Here is a 17,083-nt window from a genome sequence, read left to right as displayed (position 1 = left end):
GACACGGTCGACGCGGTCGACACAGTTGGTCAGTCGCCCCGCCACGGCGGCGAGAGGTGGACGTGGAACAGCTTCCCGCAGTCCTCGTCGCCGCAGACCGGACACTCCCCGGAGTCGTCGGTATCGCTCGGATCGGCCCGGCTACCCGTCGGCTCTCCCGTCGCCGCGATCACGCGATCCCCGGCGTGGCCGAGTTCGTACCCCTCGTCGGTCTCGCGAACGAAGTACTCGCAGAGCCGTCGCAGGTGGTAGCTGAACCGACCGGAGTCGGCGACGCCGCACCGCTCGCGCAGGCGAGTGAACGCCAGCGGTTCCTCGGCCTCGGCGAGCGCCCGCAGGATGTCCAGGCGCGTCTCGTCGCCCAGCACCTCGAAGGCCTCCGCCGGGTCGTCGACCGGAGTGGTCATCGGCGGCGATCCGGACGGCTCCGCCCTGTACTTTGTGGCGACTCGAAGACGGGCGACTACCGCCGAGAACCCGGCGGCGGGACGACCGGAAGCGACGCTCAGGACAGGTCGATGTTCGCGGAGTCGTCCGCGCGGTCGAACGTGACTTCGAGGATGCCGTTGTTGTACGACGCCGCGGCGGAGTGTTCGTCGACGCGGGCGGGCAGGCGGACCCGCTCGTGGTACTCGCGGGCGTCGCCGGCCGCGTCGAGGGTGAGCACTTCGCCGTCGCAGCGCAGGTCGATGTCGCGCTTGTCGACGCCGGGGATGTCCGCGACGACCCGCAGGGAGTCGTCTTCCTCGTACACGTCGAGGTGTACGTCCGCGCCCGACGGCTCCGAGGCGGCGGGCCCGCCAGCGCCGCCGCGGGCGCGGGCGTCGTCCATCACGTCGTTCATCATCCGCTCTATCTCCCGGAAGAACTCGTCGAAGGGGTCGTCGCGGTCGTCGCGTCGCATGCCAGAGGCTATGTGGATCGGCGGCAAAAGCTTTCGGCTCGCGGATCCGTGCCCGACGATGTGCGAGTGTATCGGTTGTTTCTGTTGGATAGGTCGTGAACGGAAGTCGATCGACAGCGACCGCACTTGACGGGGACCGCAGGCGATGAAATCCCTCGGCGCGCTCGCTAGCAGTATCGACGACCGCGCTCGACGGCAAGCGACGAAAGCCCTCGCCGCGCTCGCGGTCGCTGAGCGGGATATCCGCGCTCTCGGCACCGCCCGCGCGGATAGTGGCCCGCTCAGGCGACTGTATGAACGCGAGCGCGCCTCGCCCTTTCAGTCCACCAGGACCGCAACCGTACCGCACCAGCGACCGCAGACGGCCACGACCCTCCCCAGCCGATTCGCGACACACGAGTCGCGAATCCCTCGCGCGGCTCCGACGCGCGCACGAGAGCGCGCGACAGCGCGCGCCGACCGCACTGCAACCACTACACTCTGCAGGTAGCATCCGGCGCGAAGCGCCGGTTCACCGGACGCAAGCGAGCGAAGCGAGCGCGTCGTCCGGCCTGTGTCGTGAGAGTAGCGAACGACACCTCGTCAGAGCTTGCTCTGACGGTGTTTTTCACCCATGTTTTTTGCCGGGGGTCGAGGTGCGAGCCCGCCGGCTCGCGCCGACGCCCCCGGTAAAAAAGATGGCTACACTGACTGCCGACTCACTCCACAGTGACGCCGATATCCATCTCGTAGCGCACCAGCGACTCGCCGTCGTCGCTCAGCACGAACGTTCCCCGGAAGGTCTCGCCGGCGACGAGGTGCGGGAGCCACACGCGGTCGTCGATCCACATCTCGTCGTAGGGCACCGCGTCGGTGGAGTGCCACTCCGGGACGGCCTCCTCGGTCGTCTCGGGCTCGCCCTCGATCCCCCCGGCGGCGAAGACGTGGACGTGCATCGAGTCGTCGTCGACGGTCCCGTCGCGAAAGTGGAAGTCGAACTCGCCGCGCTTCTCGACGCCGACCGGCTCGACGCGCACCTCCTCCCGGACCTCCCGCCGGGCGGCCTCGCGGACGGTCTCGCCGGCCTCGACCTTCCCGCCGGGGCCGACGAGCTTGCCGGCGCCGAGCCCGCGCCGTTTCCGGATGAGCAGCAACTCGCCGTCGACGACGGGATGGCAGAGCGTCGCCTCGGTCGGCTCCATACTGGAGGGAGTCCCGCCGGCTCGGCTTCAATCCACCGCCGCGCGCCGCCGGTCGTCGAACCGTCCGATGCCCGTTTCACTTCCGTCGAGCCCGGGGCGATTCCGCGGGACGCCGACCAGTTTTCGGCCCGTCGCTCGCGGAAACATACCGTCTGCCCGCGGTTGCGTTCCACTTTCGCCCCGACTGGCAAACGGTTAAGTGGCGCGGGGAGCGTGGTGAAAGTAATGACGGAGGACCCCGAGGAGGGGATGCTGTCGTGGGACGAGTCGGTGTTCCGCGACGAACACGTCTTCGAGATCGACTACCTGCCGGAGACGTTTCTCCACCGCGACACGCAGATGGAGACGCTGAAGTACGCCCTGCGTCCCGCGGTCCGGGGGTCCCGGCCGCTGAACGTCGTCGCCCGGGGTCCGCCGGGGACGGGGAAGACCACCGCCGTCCAGAAACTGTTCGGCGAGCTCCGGGCCCAGACCGACGTGAAGACCGTGCGGGTGAACTGCCAGGTCAACTCGACGCGGTACTCGGTGTTCTCGCGGCTGTTCGAAGGGGTGTTCGACTACGAACCCCCATCGTCGGGCATCTCGTTCAAGAAGTTGTTCTCGCAGATCACCGACCAGCTGGTCGCCGACGACCGCGTCCTGGCCGTTGCGCTTGACGACGTGAACTACCTCTTCTACGAGGACGAGGCCTCCGACACCCTCTATTCGCTCTTGCGCGCTCACGAGGAGCAGGGCGGCGCGAAGATCGGCGTCGTCTGCATCTCCTCGGACCTAGACCTGGACGTGATCGACGCCTTGGACACGCGCGTCCAGAGCGTCTTCCGCCCGGAGGACGTGTACTTCCCGAAGTACGACCAGACGGAGATCGTCGACATCCTCGAAGAGCGGGTCGACCGCGGGTTCCACGAGGGCGTGATGGACGCGCCGGTCCTCGACCGGGTCGCCGAGTGTACCGAGGAACAGGGCGGGGACCTGCGGGTCGGGATCGACCTGATGCGCCGCGCGGGGCTCAACGCCGAGATGCGCGCGAGCAAGGCCATCGAGATGCAGGACGTGGAGAAGGCCTACGACAAGTCGAAGTACGTCCACCTCTCGCGACGCCTGCAGGAGCTCTCCGAGGCCGAGAGCGCCCTGCTGGAGGTGATCGCCGAACACGACGGCAAGCGCGCCGGCGACATCTACGACGTGTTCAACGACGAGACCGGGCTGGGCTACACCCGCTACTCCGAGGTGACCAACAAGTTAGACCAGCTGGGGATCATCACCGCCAGCTACGCCGACGTGGAGGGGCGGGGCCGCTCGCGGGAGCTGACACTGAACTACGACGCCGACGCGGTGCTCGAACGGCTGTAACGGGCCGGCGGTCTCCGGACCGGTCGACCCCAGCGGTGTTCTCCGACCGGCGACACTGGTCGAGGCGCAGGTCCGGCGATCCGCGGGGACGAGCCGGCGTCCGTCCGGTCGCAGCGTCCCCGTCAGCAGTTGTTTCCCCGACCGAAATATATAAGCGCGCCGTCGGCAAACTACGAATTAGACGAATCTAATCTTCGGATTTGGTGTCAAACTATGTCATTCGATACAGACGACGGACGGACGGTGACGCGGCGGGACGCGCTCCGCGCCGGCGGCGCGGCACTGGCGGCGGGGTTCGCCGGCTGCACGGCGCTGCCGAGCGCGCCGGTCGAGGCCGGGAACGACGGCGACGAGGGGAACGGCCCGGTCGCAGTGGCCTCCTTTTTCAGTTTCTTCGACTTCGGCCGCCGGATCGCCGAGGGGACTCCGCTGACGGTGGAGAACCTCGTTCCGACGGGGCTGCACGGCCACGGGTGGGAGCCCAACGCCAGCATCACCCGGCGCATCATCGAGGCGGACGCGTTCGTCCACGTCGGCGAGGACTTCCAGCCGTGGGCCGACCGCGCCATCCAAACCATCGAGGGCGACGGCGTGGACACGGCGCTGATCAACGTCCGGGAGGGGATCGAGCTGGTGGACCTCGCGGCGTCGCTCGACCCCGACGAGGAGGGCGTCGGCAGCGGCCGCGGGAAGGACCCGCACTTCTGGCTCGACCCGCGGCGCGCCAAGCGGTCCGTCGACAACATCGCCGAGGGGTTCGCCGAAATCCTCCCGGAGCACGCCGACGCCTTCCGGGAGAACGCGGAGACGTACAACTCCGAGGTGCTCGACGCCATCGACGCGGACTACGAGGCCATCTTCGACCGGTCCGAGCGCGACGTCGTCCAGCTGGCCGCACACAACGCCTTCCAGTACCTCGGGGTGCGCTACGGCGTGCGGATGCGGCCGCTGGTGACGAGCCTCGCGGCGAGCGGCGACGTCAAGCCGGCCGACATCCGCGAGGCCGAGCGGGTCATCCGCGAGAACGACATCCGCTACATCGCCAACGGCGTCTTCGAGTCCCAGCGCCCGGCCCAGCAGCTCGTCCGCGAGACGGATGTGGAGGCGTACTTCCCCGTGACGCCGTACGCCGGCGTCCGCGAGGAGTGGGTCGCGGAGGACTGGGGCTACGAGGAGATCGCGTACAACATCAACATGCCCACGCTCGACATCGTCCTCGGCAACGAGACGCCCGAGGACGCGGCGCCGTCGGCCGAGTGGCTCGAACAGTGGCGGAACTTCGAACCGATATGAACTCACAGAACGTCGACTCCGGGAGCGCGGAGGGGATGGACGAACGACCGACCACCGCGACGGACGCGGGGATTCCGGCGAGCGAGCCGGTCGTCGACCTCGCGAACGTCACCTTCGGGTACACGGCGACGCCCGTGGTCGAGGACGTGTCGCTGACCGTCGAGGCGGGCGAGTACGTCGCGGTCGTGGGGCCGAACGGCTCGGGCAAGTCGACGCTGATGCAGCTGATGCTCGGGCTGCTCGAACCCGACGTGGGCGCGGCGCGGCTGTTCGGCGACCGCGCCGACCGCTTCGACGACGGCGAGCGGATCGGGTACGTCGCCCAGCAGGCCAGCGCCGCGACGGGGATGCCCATCACCGTCCGCGAGGTGGTGAAGATGGGCCGGTTCCCCCACGTCGGGTTCGACCGGCTCCCGGAGGACAACCGGGAACTACTCGACGGGCTGCGAGCGGAGCCGCTGGACACGGCCCGAGACGTCGCGAATGCCGTCTCCGGTCGGCTGTCGAGCGAGGACTGGGCCGTCGTCGACGACGCGCTCGCGACCGTCGGGATGAGCGGGTTCGCGGACCGCCGTATCACCGAGCTCTCGGGCGGCCAGCGCCAGCGGGCGTTCATCGCGCGGGCGCTGGCGGGCGAGGCCGACCTGCTCGTGCTCGACGAGCCGACCGTCGGCGTCGACGCCGAGTCGGTCGACGCCTTCTACGACCTGCTGGCGGCGCTGAACGCCGAGGGCATCACCGTCCTCCTCATCGAACACGACCTCGGGGCGGTCGTCGAACACGCCGACCGCGTCGTCTGCCTGAACCGCGAGGTGTACTTCGACGGCCCGACTGACGAGTTCGTCGACAGCGACGCGCTGGCCCGGGCGTTCGGGGCCGGGGCGCGGTCGCTGGCGGGGGTGGACGGATGAGCGCGGACGTCGCGGCCACGCTACTGGCGACCGTCCTCGCCGCCGCGGACCCGTCGGTGGTCCTCCCGCTGCAGGGCGGACTGGGGAGCGTCGGCGAGCTCGTCTTCGGGGTCCTCCTGTGGGTCCTGGAGCAGTGGTACTGGCTGATGGACTGGGTGTACTACTTCACCGGGCTGGAGATGCTGAACCCCCGCTACCGGTTCATGCACCGGGCGGTCCTCGTCGGGCTCTGCGTCGGCGTGATGGCGCCGCTCATCGGGACCTTCCTCGTCCACCGCCAGCTCGCGCTCATCGGCGACGCGCTGGCCCACACCGGGTTCGCCGGCGTCGCCGTCGGGCTGTTCCTCAACGCCGTCATCGACCTGGGGGTGTCGCCCTACCTCACCGCGGTCGTCGTGGCGATGATCGCCGCGCTCTGTATCGAACTCATCTCGGAGACGACCGACGCCTACAACGACGTGTCGATGGCCATTGTCCTCTCGACGGGGTTCGCGCTGGGGACGACGCTCATCAGCCTCAACGCGGGCGGGCTCGCCGTCGGCGTCAACCAGTTCCTCTTCGGCAACCTCTCGACGGTGTCGCCCCAGAGCGCGGCGATCCTGCTGGTGCTGTTCGCCGTCATCGTCGGCACGGTGGCCGTCACGCGCAACCAGCTGCTGTACGTCACCTTCGACGAGACCGCGGCCGAGGTCTCGGGCATCCCCGTCAACTGGTACAACCGGGTGATGGTGATGCTGACGGCGATGGTCGTCGTCGGCGCGATGCAGATCATGGGCGTCATCCTCGTCGCGGCGATGCTCGTGGTGCCCGTCGCCGGTGCGACCCAGGTGTCCCGGAGCTTCTCCGAGTCGCTCGTGGTCTCGGTCGTCCTCGCGGAACTGGCGGTGTTGCTGGGCATCGCCGCCGCCTACTACGGCGGCGTCACGGCCGGCGGGGTCATCGTCCTCTTCGCCGTGGCGATCTACGTCTGCGCCGTCGCGATCGGCAAGCTCCAGTCCGCCCGCGGCGAGCGGGTCGCGCCCGACATGGAGGCCATCGAGGCCGACGGCGCCGACATCGGGGCCGCGACCGAGGACGACTGACCGGCGCGGCCGCTGGTGGCGGCTCCCGCGACGCTCGGCCGCGATACGAGGGGGGCCGCCGCGTCAGGCCGAATCCGACAGTTCGGGCACGGGCACGACCACCACCGGCACGTCCACGCGACCGAGCAGCGCGCGAACCGTCGAGCCGGGCGCGACGCCGGTGGTCGAGTCGCCGCCCTCGCCGCTCGCCCCCGGGTCGCCCCGGCGCGGCCCGAGGAGGAGCGCGTCGATCTCGCGTTCGGCCAGCACGGCACGGATCTCCTCGGCTACGCGGTCGGCGCTGCCGCCCTCGTCGTTCCCCGGCGGCGCAGCCGCCGCGCGCTCGCCCTCCCGTTCGACCACTTCGACGGTCGCGGGGAGCAGCCGCGACCGGGCGACGTTGGCGGCGTCGCCGGCGTCCCGCGTGTCGAGGTCGGGTTCGTCGACGGTCAGGGCGACGACCTCGTCGTCGGCGCCGAGTCGGTCGGTCAGGTAGTCGGCGGCCGCGGCGGTCGTGTGGACCGACGCGGTCGCGAGGAGATAGCGGGTCATGTCCGACGAGTGGCGCCGCGCCTACTCGAAGGCGACGAACTGCGTCCGACAGTCCGTACAGACGAGCGCCCGCAGCGGATGCCCCTCGGCGTCGGTGCGCGGCGGGCCGCAGCAGCCGCCGGCCTTGCGGGCTTCGAGGTCGGTCCCGCAGACCGGGCAGTCGTCGAGGTAGACGGAGAGGCCGTGAGCGGCGACGGCGCGACGGTCCGCGTCGAGGGCGGTGGTCTCCGCCAGCGCGAGCGCGGCGGCGGCCTCCGCCACCGCGACCGGTCGACGGATCCACACCTCGCCCGCGGGCTCGTTCGACCCGTCCGAGAGCACGACGAACGTGCGCTCGCTCTCGGTGACCGCCTCGGCGCTCGTCGCGGCGGGCGCCATCGCGAGCGTCGCGGCCGCGAGATCGTCGGGCGAGAGCGCCCGGAGACGCTCGGTCTCCGTCTGCCGGCGTTCGTCGAAGTCGGCCGCGAGGCGGGCGTCGTCACCGGTCGCGTCGACGACGCCCGCCTCGACCAGGTCGGCGAGCACCGCCTCGCCGTCGGCCGTCGTCGCCTCGGCGAGCGTGGCCGGCGTCGGGCGGTCGCTCCCCGTCCCGTCCGTCCCCGACACCGAGTCCGCGGGCGCGGCTCGTACACCGTTCGACCGGTCGGCTCCCCGAGGTCGTCGCATGGCTCGCGGTTCGGCGGTCGCCCGCTTGAGCGTATCGTCGGTTTCGACCGATAAGCGGCGGTTACGGGGCGTAGGGAAGCGTTACGGACCAGCTACGGCTGCGGGAGGTCCCAGGTATCGGTCGTCACCCCGTCGACGCCGCGGTCGGCCAGCGCCCGGACCGTCGCCGCCCGGTTCTCCGGGTCGTCAGCCGCAGGATCCGCCCGGTCGCCGGCCGCCGCGTCCAGCCCCCACGCGTACACGCCGAACCCGGCGTCGTGGGCTCGCTCGACGAGGGCGCGGCCGCCGGGGTCGAGACACAGCCGCGCGTGCGGGTGGACGTTCGCGCAGTCCAGGGCGGCCGCGAGATCCAGGTTCGCCACCGGGTGGTCACCGAACAGGAGGCCGGTCTCGGGCTCCCACTCCGACCGGGCGATCTCCGCCAGCGCCGGCGCCGAGAACGACGAGAGCCGGACGTTCGAACGGTCGTCGGCCGCCAGCGCCGCCCGCACGTCCCGCCAGAGCCCGGGCTCTTTGAGTTCGACCTGCAGCGTCACCCCGGCGGGGACGGCGTCGAGGATCTCGGCGAACGTGGCGACGGGCTCGTCGGACCCGTCGACGCGCAGGTCCCGCACGGCCGCCAGGTCCAGGTCGGCGACGCGACCGGTCCCGTCGGTGAAGCCGTCGACGCGCTCGTCGTGGGCGGCGACGAGTTCGCCCGAGCCGCAGCGTCGGAGGTCGACCTCGACGGCCGGCAGTCGCGCCGCGGCCGCAGCGACCGCCCGAGCGGTGTTCTCCGGACCGTGGTCGGGACAGCCGCGGTGGGCGACGAGTTCCATGCGGTATGTCGGTCGCCCGTCATCAAGTCGGCGGCGACCGTTTCGACAGCGGGGACGGCGGTAACCCGCGGTTATTCCGAGCGTGTCAACGGATGCCGGACTATACCTTAGTCTGGCAGCATCGATCGTGAGAGACATGTCCCAGGACTCATCGTCGGGAGCGGAGAGCGGGCCCGGAGCGTCGAGTTCGCGGCGGCGGTTCGTCAAGGCCGTCGGCGTGGCCGGCGCGGTCGGGCTCGCCGGCTGCCAGGACGGCGCGGGGCCGGGAGCGGGTAACGGAACGGACGGGACCGGCGGCGACGGCGGTGACGGCGGTGGCGGCGGGACCGTCGAGATGGCGATGCCGTCGAACGTCACCGACCGGGCCGAGGACACCCGCCAGGCGCTGTACGACGCCGGCCTCTCCGAGGACATCGACGTGTCTTTCCTCTCGACCTCGGAGATCTCCGGCGACGTGCAGGCTCAGTACCGCAGCTGGCTCAACGCCGGCCGGGAGACGCCGGACGTGTTTCGGATGGACAGCGGGTGGACGATCCCGTTCATCGTCCGCGACCAGCTCGTCAACCTGAGCGAGCGGCTCTCTCAGGAGGCTCAGTCGATGCTCGACGAGCACTACTTCGAGGCACCGCTGGAGAGCGCCCGCGCGCCCGCCCAGGCCGTCGGCGGCAGCGGGGGCGACACCGACACTGGGACCGGGATGGGCGGTGGCCCCCGGGGCGAACTGTACGGCGTCCCCTGGCAGGTCGGCTTCCCGACGATCCAGTACCGGTCGGATCTCGTGACCGACGCCGGCTTCGACCCCGAGGGGAACAACTGGGGGACCGAGCCGATGACCTGGCAGCGCTTCTCGGAGGTCATCTCGGAGACCCACGGCAACGCCGACGTGGAGTACGGCTTCAACTGGCAGGGCACGGACTACGTCGGGCTCTCCTGCTGTACGTTCAACGAGTTCATGAGCACCTGGGGCGGCGCCTACTTCGGCGGCCGGGACACCCTGTTCGGTCCCGTCGGCGAGCGACCGGTCACCGTCAACGAGGAGCCCGTCCACCAGGCGCTGCGGATGGTCCGGACGCTCATCCACGGGAGCGACGACGAGCAGGCGCTGGACGGCTACCAGCAGATCTCGCCCAACGCCGTCCTGGAGTGGACGGAGGGGCCGTCGCTGTCGCCGTTCACGAACGGCAACGCCGTCGCCCTGCGGTACTGGCCCAGCGGCATCTTCGAGGCGGCGACCGCCTTCGAGGAGTCCGACAACCTCTCGCCCGACGACCTGGGGACGATGCCGATCCCCTACGCGGTGCCCGAGGCGGAGTCCGAATACGAGGGCATCGGCGGCACCGCCTCGGCGCTGGGCGGGTGGCACCTCACCGTCAACCCCAACTCCCAGAACGTCGACGCCGCCGTGCAGGTGATCGAGGCGACGATGCAGCAGAGCTTCCGCACCTTCCAGTTCAGCGAACTCGGCTACCTCACCGGCGACCGGCGGCTGTTCGACCCCGAGAACGTCGGCGACGTGGACCCGTGGGGACCGCATCTGGAGACGCTCCGGGTGGCCGGCGAGAACGCCATCCCGCGACCGGTGACCGTCGTCTGGCCCGACCAGTCGTCGCAGATCGCCAGTCGCGTCAACGCCGTGATCGCACAGCAGCAGGCGCCCGAAGACGCGATGTCAGCGCTCGCAGGGAGCCTCGAAGAGATCGAACAGAGCGTCTAAGATGGCGACCAGCGACGAACGCGGCCGCGGCCGCCTGCGGTCGGCGGCGGTCGCCCCGGCCAACTGGACCGAACGCCTCTCCGAACAGGGGTTCGCGTACGTCCTGTTGCTCCCGACGCTGTTGCTCGTCTCGACGATGGCGCTGTGGCCGCTGGTGAGCACCTTCGAGATGTCGCTGCGCGCCGACGCCCTCTTTTCGGCGGAGTACGTCGGCGAGTTCGTCGGCTTCGAGAACTACGTCGAGCTGCTGACCGGCGAGCGCAACGCCATCCTCGGCAGCCCCTTCCTCGACTTCAGCCAGCCGTTCCAGAGCGCGCTGACGGTGACGCTCATCTACGTGGCCATCGCCGTCACCCTGGAGACGATCATCGGCTTCGGCCAGGCGCTCGTGCTCGACCAGAGCTTCCGCGGCCGCCGGTGGGTCCGCGTCGCGATCCTCATCCCGTGGGCGGTCCCCATCGCCATCCAGGGGCTCATCTTCTGGCTGTTCTTCCAGCCGGGTATCGGCGTCGGGACCGACGTGATGCGCTATCTCGGGATCTTCTCGGAGAACCCGCTGATCAACACCACCGACACGCTGATCATCGTCATCGTCGCCGACGTGTGGAAGACCTCGGCGTTCATGGCGCTGCTCATCCTCGCGGGCCTCCAGAGCGTCGACCGCAGCCTCTACGACGTGGCGAAGGTCGCCGGCGCCTCGAAGATCCAGCAGTTCCGCTACATCACCTTCCCGCTCGTCCTGCCCGCCCTGCTGGTCGCGCTCCTCTTTCGCACCATCCAGTCGATGCGCGTCTACGGCATCATCGAGACGACCGGCGGCTGTTCGACGCTGCCGTCGCTGACCTGCCTGGTCGTCTCGACCTTCCGCTCGGGCCGGTACGCCACCTCCGCCGCCGTCGCGTTCATCACCGCCGGTATCGTCGCGCTGGTCGCGATGGTGTACATCGTCAAGTTCGCCGACCTGGAGGTGGGGACCTGATGGCCTCCCAGACCGCCGAGGAAGGAGAGAGCGACGACGACGGTCCCATCGCCGACCGGACCCAGGAGGCCATCCGCAACCCCGGCGGCGCCTACCAGTTCCTCTTCTACGTCGTCACCGCCTTCTTCCTCGTGACCACCCTCTTTCCGTTCTACTGGCTGCTCGTGCTGGCGCTGACCCCCGGTGACCGGATGACCAACGTCGGCCTGCTGCCCAACGGGTTCAACCCCGCCTCGTTCGTCGAGATGTTCCAGCGGCTGCCGTTCCACGTCTACATGTTCAACAGCATCGTCATCGCGCTGACGACGACGCTCATCGTCCTGCTGGTGGCGAGCTTCGCCGGCTACGCCTTCGGTCGCCTGCAGTTCCGCGGCAAGACCGCGCTGTTGCTCGTCCTGCTCGCCATCTCCTACTTCCCGCCCGCGGCCTTCATCATCCCCCTGTTCCAGTTCTTCACGGGCAACGTCGAGATCCTCACGCTCCCCGCCGTCGGGACGATATCGAGCCCGAACTGGTTCAACACGCCCGGGGCGATGGTGACCCCGTTCAGCGCGCTCTTTCTCCCCCTGTCGATCTTCATCCTCACCACCTTCTACAGCCAGATCCCCGACGGGCTGGAGGACGCCGCCCGCGTCGAGGGCGCGACCCGCATCGGCGCGCTGTTCCGAGTCATCATCCCGCTGTCTGCACCCGGCGTCGCGACCGCTGGCGTCCTCACCTTCATCGGCGTCTACAACGAGTTCTTCATCTCCTTCCTGATGACCGACGGGCAGGCCCAGAACTGGGCGCCCATCGTCTGGGGCGTCGTCAACTACCAGGGCCAGTATCAGGCCTTCTACAACCTGATGGCGGCCGCGAGTATCGTCGGCGTCCTCCCCGTGGTGATCCTCGTCGTGATCGCCCAGGAGCGCATCGTCAGCGGGCTGACTGCGGGCGCACTCAAGGAGTGAACAATGGGAGAAGTCAAACTCGAACACGTCACGAAACGCTACGCGGACGTCACGGCTGTCGACGACATGAACCTCGACATCGAGGACGGCGAGTTCGTCACGCTCGTCGGCCCGTCGGGGTGTGGCAAGTCGACCACGCTGGAGACCATCGCCGGCCTCACCATCCCCAGCGAGGGGACGATCACCATCGCCGGCGACGACGTGACGACCAAACCGCCGAAAGACCGGGACATCGCGATGGTCTTTCAAAATATCGCGCTGTTCCCGCACATGGACGTCCACGACAACATGAGCTTCGGGCTCCGGCTGCGGGACTTCGACAGCGAGGAGATCGACCGCCGCGTCGAGCGCGCCGCCGAGATCCTCCAGATCGAGGAGCTGGTCGACCGGATGCCCGACGAGCTCTCGGGCGGCCAGCGCCAGCGCGTCGCCATCGGCCGCGCCATCGTCCGCGAGCCCGCCGTCTTCCTGATGGACGAGCCGCTCGCCAACCTCGACGCGAAGCTCCGGGTCCACATGCGCACGGAGCTCCAGCGACTCCACAAGGAACTGGACACGACCATCATCTACGTCACGCACGACCAGGCCGAGGCGATGACCATGTCCGACCGCATCGCCGTCATGAACGAGGGCCACCTCCAGCAGATCGCCCCGCCGCTGGTGTGTTACGACGAGCCGGCGAACCTCTTCGTCGCCGGCTTCATCGGCTCGCCCGGCATGAACTTCGTCGAGGGGACCGTCGAGGCCGAGGAGATACGGACAGAGGGCTTCGACGTGGCGTTCGACCCCGCGCAGGTCCCCGAACTCGTCGAGGGCGACGACGTGACCATCGGCGTCCGCCCCGAGGACGTCTACCCCGCCGGCGAGGCCGACGAACTCGCCAACCCCACCCGGCGCATCCGCGCCCGGACGGACGTGCTCGAACCGATGGGCGACCAGATATTCGTCTACCTCGTCCTGCGCGGCGAGGACGCCGCCGGCGCCGACACCGGCACCAGCGGCGCCGCCAGCGCTCAGGGCGCCGACGAACTGCTGATGAGCGTCGAGCCCGACAGCGACCTGACCGACGACGAGGACATCGAAGTCGTCCTCGACCGCCGGAAGATCCACGTCTTCGACACGGGGACCGGCAACGCCGTCTGCCACGACATCCTCCGCTCGGAGGCGATGGGCGGGGGCCACCCCGGCGCCCGGGAGGAGACCTGATGGTCTCGACCGCCACCTGGCTGTACTTCGGCATGGGGACCCTGCTCTTCTTCTTCTGGGTCTACGGCATCTGGGCGTTCGCCCGCGATATGCGCCGGACCTACATTCCGGGGTTCCGCGGGTGGATCGCCCGCCGACGGGAGCAGCAGGCCGAGCAGGAACGCGAGAGCGAGCGCGAGGAGAAAGAGAAACAGCTGTACTGAATCGTCGAGTCCGCCGGTGAGTGCGGCACTGACTACCGTCCCCGCCGGCAGATTTGCCAGCAGACGAGAGCGTTCCGATCGCTCCAGAAGACCTTTACATCGAGTCGGTGTCACGTCGACCGTGTCATCCAACGCCGTCGAATCGTTCACGTACGCGTTCGGTCGCGACCTGCTGCCGCTGTACGGGGCCGCCGTCCTTGGGTGGTGGCTGATGGACCAGACGATTCTGCTCCCCGTCCCGATACCCGTCGCACGCGAGTTCGTCGAGACGCTGGTCTCGCTCCCGTTCTACCTGGCCGGGCTCGCGCTGTTCGTCGGCGGCGTGGTCGGCGTCGTCCACCGCGTCGTCACCGACGTGGCCTGACTCACGAGGGAGACACCACGTCCTGTCACGACGGCCGCAACAGGTGTAGCCGCCCGGCTGCCAGCCCGATCAACAGCCCGGTGAAGTGCGCGATCAGGGCGACGCCGGGGCCGGCGGTGACGACGGTGACGGCGCCGGCGACGACGACGAACACGCCGAGTTGCGCCCGCGGGGACAGCGGTGTGCGGTCCAGCAGCGTGTCGCTCATGCGGTTGCCCGCGAGGACGTAGCCGACCAGCCCGGCGATGCCGCCGCTGGCGCCCAGCACGGCGACGCCGGGACCGGGGCCGAGCAGGCCGCTGATCCACACCTCGGCGAGCCCCGACAGGGCGCCCGTGACGAGGAAGAAGGCGTGGAAGCGCAGCCGGGAGGTCTGGCGTTCGAGATACAGCCCGACGAGCAGGAGGACGGCGACGTTGGCCAGCAGGTGGCCGACCGAGAGGTGGGCGTAGACGCTGGTCACCAGCGTCCACGGCCGGGCGCCGACCGGCGGCGCGAGCGCGAAGGTGAGCGGGACCTGCAGCAGCGCCACGACGCGCTGGAGGGCGAAGACGACGACGAAGGCGGCGACCAGTGTCAGGGTCGGGCTCCGGGACACGACCGTGCGTTCGGCCACCGACTACAAGAATGATCGGCCGTCGGGGACGCGGACGACGAGCGGCCGCGCGTCCGCAGTTTTATATCGGAGGGCCCGACCAGCCCGGCCCATGAACGCGACGGCGGCGACCGACGAACCGGCGCCAGCGGCGACGAGATCGGCGTACGTGGCCGCGACGAGACCGAGCGACGCGGGCGGGGAAACGAGGCAACGACAACGCTTAAGCGGAGCGCAACCATGCCAACGGCTATACTAATGGGAGCGATCGAGGAGGTCTACGCGGATCTCGATACGGACGTCTCCGAGGAGGAGTTCCGCGAGGCCGTCGAACAGAAGGTCGAGCAGATGGGCGGGCTGGCGGACGAGGAGACGGCGGCGATGCTGATCGCCCACGAGCTCAACGAAGGGGAGGTCGACACCGTCGCGGACATCGAACCGGGCATGGAGGAGGTGAAGTTCCTCGCGAAGGTGGTCTCGATCGGCGAGTTGCGCACGTTCGAACGGGACGGCGAGGACGAGGACGGCCGCGTCGTCAACGTCGAGGCGGCCGACGAGACCGGCAACGTCCGCCTCGCATTCTGGGACAAGGAGGCCGAAGCCATCACCGAGGGCATGCTCGAAGAGGGGCAGGTCCTCCGGATCGCCGGCCGACCGAAGGACGGGTACAACGGCCTCGAAGTCTCCGTCGACAAGGCCGAACCCGACGACGACGCCGAGATCGACGTGGAGCTTGGCGACGGGTCGACCGTCGACGCGCTGACGATGGGCCAGTCCGACGTGAACGTCCGCGGGATCGTCCTAGAGACCGACTCGATCCGGACGTTCGACCGCGACGACGGGAGCGAGGGGAAGGTGTCGAACCTCCTGCTGGGCGACGAGACCGGCCGCGTACGCGTGACGATGTGGGACGACCGCGCCGACCGCGCGACGGAGCTCGACCCGGGGACCGCCGTCGAGGTGGTCGACGGCTACGTCCGCGAGCGGGAGGGCGACCTCGAACTACACGTCGGCGACCACGGCGCCATCGACGAGATCGACGAGACGGTCGAGTTCACGCCGGAGGCCGACGCCATCGGGAGCGTCGAGATGGACCAGGTGGTCGACCTGGCGGGGGTCGTCCGGTCGGCCGACCCCAAGCGGACCTTCGACCGCGACGACGGCAGCGAGGGACAGGTCCGGAACATCCGCGTGCAGGACGACACGGGCGACATCCGCGTGGCGCTGTGGGGCGAGAAGGCGGACAAGGAGATCGCGCCGGGCGACGAGGTGTTCGTGGCCGACGCCGAGATCCAGGACGGCTGGCAGGACGACCTGGAGGCGTCGGCGGGCTGGCAGTCGACCGTGGTCGTCCTCGACGAGGACACCGGGGCGGGTTCGGCCGCGCCGTCGCCCGGTGGCGCCGGCGGCGCGAGCGGCGGCGATAGCGGGAGCGGCGATTCGAGCGGCGCGGACGCCGGGCTCGGCGCGTTCACCGGCGAGGGCGACGCAGACGGCGGTACCGCGGACGCGAGCGACGCCGGCGGGTCCGCCGGAGCGGCGTCCGGCGGGAGCGCCGACGGCGGGGCGGCGGCGGCCGCGGCGGAGGAGGTGGAGTTCACGGGGACGGTCGTCCAGACGGGCGACCCGGTGATCCTCGACGACGGCCAGGAGACGATGCAGGTCGAGACCGACGCGGCGCTGACGCTCGGGCAGGAAGTGACCGCCCGCGGCGCGGTGGTCGACGACCGCCTCGACGCCGACGACGTGTTCTGACCGCGTAGACGGCCGCTGTCGGCCGGTCGCGGTCGACGTGATACCGTGTCGACAGCGGGTCGCGACGGCAGATCGGCCGTCGATGGCCGAGAGCGGGTTTCGGAAACGCTTAAGGCCGGAACGGCCCGCTTGTGTTCTATGAGCGTCGAGCTACCGTTCGCGCCGGTCGACACCATCATCCGGCGCAACGCCGGGAGTTTGCGCGTCAGCGCCGAGGCCGCCGAGGAACTCGCCTGTCGCATCCAGGAGCGCGGGGCCGAGCGGGCGGTCGACGCGGCGGACGTGGCGACCGCGGACGGGCGGAAGACGCTGATGGCGTCGGACTTCGGGACCGAAGCGACCGAGGACAAGGACGACCTCGAACTGCCGATCGCGCCGGTCGACCGCATCGCTCGCCTCGACATCGACGACTACCGCGTCTCCATGGACGCTCGCCTCGCGCTGGCGGCCGAACTGGAGACGTACGCCGACCGGGTGGCCGCGGCCGCCGCGGACCTGGCGCGCCACGCCGACCGGCGAACGGTCAAAGCCGAGGACGTCGAGGCCTACTTTCGACTGAGCCAGTACTACGAGTGACC

General features: G+C 69.8%; 19 protein-coding genes. 12 read left to right on the top strand and 7 right to left on the bottom strand.

Annotated elements, in window-relative coordinates; all coding sequences use genetic code 11:
- Window positions 1-29 precede the first annotated feature (29 nt).
- The 3 genes from HZS54_RS24460 to HZS54_RS24450 form a co-directional block, all read right to left on the bottom strand.
- Window positions 30-407 (bottom strand): ArsR/SmtB family transcription factor, encoded by a 378-nt coding sequence (locus HZS54_RS24460; RefSeq protein ID WP_179919679.1) that lies wholly within the window; start codon window positions 405-407, stop codon window positions 30-32.
- A gap of 98 nt (window positions 408-505) precedes the next feature.
- On the bottom strand, window positions 506-904 hold the full coding sequence (locus HZS54_RS24455; RefSeq protein ID WP_179919678.1) for an Hsp20/alpha crystallin family protein: 399 nt from the start codon (window positions 902-904) through the stop codon (window positions 506-508).
- A 698-nt stretch (window positions 905-1,602) separates the two neighbouring features.
- Window positions 1,603-2,085 (bottom strand): 8-oxo-dGTP diphosphatase, encoded by a 483-nt coding sequence (locus HZS54_RS24450; RefSeq protein WP_179919677.1) that lies wholly within the window; start codon window positions 2,083-2,085, stop codon window positions 1,603-1,605.
- A 225-nt stretch (window positions 2,086-2,310) separates the two neighbouring features.
- On the opposite strand from HZS54_RS24450, the gene HZS54_RS24445 reads away from it, so the two are divergent.
- The 4 genes from HZS54_RS24445 to HZS54_RS24430 all read left to right on the top strand — a co-directional run bounded on the left by HZS54_RS24445 (window position 2,311) and on the right by HZS54_RS24430 (window position 6,724).
- Window positions 2,311-3,438, top strand: coding sequence for an ORC1-type DNA replication protein (locus tag HZS54_RS24445; RefSeq protein WP_006883126.1), 1,128 nt, complete (start codon window positions 2,311-2,313; stop codon window positions 3,436-3,438).
- A 243-nt stretch (window positions 3,439-3,681) separates the two neighbouring features.
- Complete coding sequence (locus HZS54_RS24440; protein ID WP_179923120.1) at window positions 3,682-4,731, top strand: metal ABC transporter substrate-binding protein; 1,050 nt, start codon at window positions 3,682-3,684, stop codon at window positions 4,729-4,731.
- 35 nt (window positions 4,732-4,766) lie between these two features.
- Window positions 4,767-5,642 (top strand): metal ABC transporter ATP-binding protein, encoded by an 876-nt coding sequence (locus HZS54_RS24435; protein WP_246391977.1) that lies wholly within the window; start codon window positions 4,767-4,769, stop codon window positions 5,640-5,642.
- Window positions 5,639-6,724: a metal ABC transporter permease gene (locus tag HZS54_RS24430; RefSeq protein WP_179919675.1), complete on the top strand. Its 1,086-nt coding sequence runs from the start codon at window positions 5,639-5,641 to the stop codon at window positions 6,722-6,724. Before HZS54_RS24435 ends, HZS54_RS24430 begins: the two co-directional genes overlap by 4 nt.
- Before the next feature lie 63 nt (window positions 6,725-6,787).
- On the opposite strand, the gene HZS54_RS24425 is transcribed toward HZS54_RS24430, so the two are convergent.
- The 3 genes from HZS54_RS24425 to HZS54_RS24415 all read right to left on the bottom strand — a co-directional run bounded on the left by HZS54_RS24425 (window position 6,788) and on the right by HZS54_RS24415 (window position 8,739).
- Window positions 6,788-7,255, bottom strand: coding sequence for a universal stress protein (locus HZS54_RS24425; protein WP_179919674.1), 468 nt, complete (start codon window positions 7,253-7,255; stop codon window positions 6,788-6,790).
- A gap of 21 nt (window positions 7,256-7,276) precedes the next feature.
- Window positions 7,277-7,921 (bottom strand): DUF8054 domain-containing protein, encoded by a 645-nt coding sequence (locus HZS54_RS24420; RefSeq protein ID WP_179919673.1) that lies wholly within the window; start codon window positions 7,919-7,921, stop codon window positions 7,277-7,279.
- Between the two features lie 92 nt (window positions 7,922-8,013).
- Window positions 8,014-8,739: a glycerophosphodiester phosphodiesterase gene (locus HZS54_RS24415; protein ID WP_179919672.1), complete on the bottom strand. Its 726-nt coding sequence runs from the start codon at window positions 8,737-8,739 to the stop codon at window positions 8,014-8,016.
- A 136-nt stretch (window positions 8,740-8,875) separates the two neighbouring features.
- Here HZS54_RS24415 and HZS54_RS24410 point away from each other — a divergent pair, with 136 nt between their 5' ends.
- The 6 genes from HZS54_RS24410 (at window position 8,876) to HZS54_RS24385 (ending at window position 14,155) form a co-directional block, all read left to right on the top strand.
- On the top strand, window positions 8,876-10,453 hold the full coding sequence (locus HZS54_RS24410; protein ID WP_179919671.1) for an extracellular solute-binding protein: 1,578 nt from the start codon (window positions 8,876-8,878) through the stop codon (window positions 10,451-10,453).
- A 1-nt stretch (window position 10,454) separates the two neighbouring features.
- Window positions 10,455-11,432 (top strand): carbohydrate ABC transporter permease, encoded by a 978-nt coding sequence (locus HZS54_RS24405; RefSeq protein ID WP_179919670.1) that lies wholly within the window; start codon window positions 10,455-10,457, stop codon window positions 11,430-11,432.
- Entirely contained in the window at window positions 11,432-12,382 is a 951-nt protein-coding gene (locus tag HZS54_RS24400) for a carbohydrate ABC transporter permease (RefSeq protein WP_179919669.1), read from the top strand. The genes HZS54_RS24405 and HZS54_RS24400 overlap by 1 nt, the downstream gene beginning before the upstream one ends.
- A gap of 3 nt (window positions 12,383-12,385) precedes the next feature.
- Window positions 12,386-13,588, top strand: a complete 1,203-nt coding sequence (locus tag HZS54_RS24395) for an ABC transporter ATP-binding protein (RefSeq protein WP_179919668.1) — start codon at window positions 12,386-12,388, stop codon at window positions 13,586-13,588.
- Entirely contained in the window at window positions 13,588-13,791 is a 204-nt protein-coding gene (locus HZS54_RS24390; RefSeq protein WP_179919667.1) for a DUF8005 family protein, read from the top strand. The genes HZS54_RS24395 and HZS54_RS24390 overlap by 1 nt, the downstream gene beginning before the upstream one ends.
- A 121-nt stretch (window positions 13,792-13,912) precedes the next feature.
- Window positions 13,913-14,155, top strand: a complete 243-nt coding sequence (locus HZS54_RS24385) for a hypothetical protein (RefSeq protein WP_179919666.1) — start codon at window positions 13,913-13,915, stop codon at window positions 14,153-14,155.
- 25 nt (window positions 14,156-14,180) lie between these two features.
- Here HZS54_RS24385 and HZS54_RS24380 read toward each other — a convergent pair whose 3' ends face one another.
- Entirely contained in the window at window positions 14,181-14,753 is a 573-nt protein-coding gene (locus tag HZS54_RS24380) for a rhomboid family intramembrane serine protease (protein WP_246391728.1), read from the bottom strand.
- Between the two features lie 255 nt (window positions 14,754-15,008).
- Between HZS54_RS24380 and HZS54_RS24375 the strand changes: the two genes are divergently transcribed.
- Both HZS54_RS24375 and HZS54_RS26545 read left to right on the top strand, forming a co-directional pair.
- Window positions 15,009-16,505, top strand: a complete 1,497-nt coding sequence (locus HZS54_RS24375; RefSeq protein ID WP_179919664.1) for a single-stranded DNA binding protein — start codon at window positions 15,009-15,011, stop codon at window positions 16,503-16,505.
- 138 nt (window positions 16,506-16,643) lie between these two features.
- Window positions 16,644-17,081 carry a histone family protein gene (locus HZS54_RS26545; RefSeq protein ID WP_179919663.1) on the top strand — a complete coding sequence of 146 codons (438 nt, stop codon included), beginning with the start codon at window positions 16,644-16,646 and terminating at the stop codon, window positions 17,079-17,081.
- Window positions 17,082-17,083: the final 2 nt, after the last annotated feature.

Origin of the sequence: Halosimplex pelagicum, from assembly GCF_013415905.1 — an archaeon.
GTDB lineage: Archaea > Halobacteriota > Halobacteria > Halobacteriales > Haloarculaceae > Halosimplex > Halosimplex pelagicum.
The sequence above is the reverse complement of the archived record's forward strand: the minus strand, read 5'-3'. Positions and strand labels throughout refer to the sequence as shown.

Coding starts and splice junctions, on each gene's coding strand:
- HZS54_RS24445 (WP_006883126.1), top strand. CDS start 2,311: ATGACGGAGGACCCCGAGGAGGGGATGCTGTCGTGGGACGAGTCGGTG.
- HZS54_RS24375 (WP_179919664.1), top strand. CDS start 15,009: ATGGGAGCGATCGAGGAGGTCTACGCGGATCTCGATACGGACGTCTCC.
- HZS54_RS24420 (WP_179919673.1), bottom strand. CDS start 7,921: ATGCGACGACCTCGGGGAGCCGACCGGTCGAACGGTGTACGAGCCGCG.
- HZS54_RS24450 (WP_179919677.1), bottom strand. CDS start 2,085: ATGGAGCCGACCGAGGCGACGCTCTGCCATCCCGTCGTCGACGGCGAG.
- HZS54_RS24410 (WP_179919671.1), top strand. CDS start 8,876: ATGTCCCAGGACTCATCGTCGGGAGCGGAGAGCGGGCCCGGAGCGTCG.
- HZS54_RS24425 (WP_179919674.1), bottom strand. CDS start 7,255: ATGACCCGCTATCTCCTCGCGACCGCGTCGGTCCACACGACCGCCGCG.
- HZS54_RS24400 (WP_179919669.1), top strand. CDS start 11,432: ATGGCCTCCCAGACCGCCGAGGAAGGAGAGAGCGACGACGACGGTCCC.
- HZS54_RS24405 (WP_179919670.1), top strand. CDS start 10,455: ATGGCGACCAGCGACGAACGCGGCCGCGGCCGCCTGCGGTCGGCGGCG.
- HZS54_RS24430 (WP_179919675.1), top strand. CDS start 5,639: ATGAGCGCGGACGTCGCGGCCACGCTACTGGCGACCGTCCTCGCCGCC.
- HZS54_RS24435 (WP_246391977.1), top strand. CDS start 4,767: ATGGACGAACGACCGACCACCGCGACGGACGCGGGGATTCCGGCGAGC.
- HZS54_RS24395 (WP_179919668.1), top strand. CDS start 12,386: ATGGGAGAAGTCAAACTCGAACACGTCACGAAACGCTACGCGGACGTC.
- HZS54_RS24455 (WP_179919678.1), bottom strand. CDS start 904: ATGCGACGCGACGACCGCGACGACCCCTTCGACGAGTTCTTCCGGGAG.
- HZS54_RS24390 (WP_179919667.1), top strand. CDS start 13,588: ATGGTCTCGACCGCCACCTGGCTGTACTTCGGCATGGGGACCCTGCTC.
- HZS54_RS24415 (WP_179919672.1), bottom strand. CDS start 8,739: ATGGAACTCGTCGCCCACCGCGGCTGTCCCGACCACGGTCCGGAGAAC.
- HZS54_RS24460 (WP_179919679.1), bottom strand. CDS start 407: ATGACCACTCCGGTCGACGACCCGGCGGAGGCCTTCGAGGTGCTGGGC.
- HZS54_RS26545 (WP_179919663.1), top strand. CDS start 16,644: ATGAGCGTCGAGCTACCGTTCGCGCCGGTCGACACCATCATCCGGCGC.